Genomic DNA, 564 nt, shown 5'->3' on the forward strand with positions numbered 1-564 from the left:
GTTGTACGCCCCGCTGGAAGACCACAGGTTCGGGCAACTGGACAAGTCCATATCACCCCTGTACCATTCGGGCATCTACTTTGACGACAGGAGCACATCCAACATCGACAATATCCTTTCGTCCATCCGCATGATGAAAGCCCGTTATGATATCGACGGGGCGGTGGTAGACTACCTCCAGATCCTGACCGTAAACATGAAGGGAGCCGGCAAGGAGCAGCAGATGGCGGATGCGGCCAGGCGGTTGAAGAACATAGCCAGGGAGCTGGACATCTGGGTTATCGCCCTGTCGCAGTTAAGCCGGGACGCATCCAACCCGGAACCGAACATCAACAGGCTGAGGGACAGCGGCCAGATAGGGGAAGCAGCGGACAACATCTACTTTGTTTACCGTCCCGAACTCTACAGGAGGGATTTCCCGGAGCCTTTCAAAGCTTACGATACGCAGGCGAAGGCCCTTATCATCGGGGGCAAGGGACGCAATACGGGGCTTGTCAGCTTCCTGGTGTCGTTCAACAGTGAAACGACGCAGTTTACGGACATAGAGTCCCCGGTATTGAAAAA

General features: G+C 55.1%; 1 protein-coding gene. It reads left to right on the forward strand.

Annotation, left to right across the window (positions count from 1 at the left end; genetic code table 11):
• Position 1 precedes the first annotated feature (1 nt).
• The coding region (locus ACFO6W_RS26345) for a DnaB-like helicase C-terminal domain-containing protein (RefSeq protein WP_380002155.1) at positions 2-564 on the forward strand (563 nt) is incomplete at its 3' end.

Source organism: Dysgonomonas termitidis (assembly GCF_042654545.1).
GTDB classification, from domain to species: Bacteria; Bacteroidota; Bacteroidia; order Bacteroidales; family Dysgonomonadaceae; genus Dysgonomonas; species Dysgonomonas termitidis.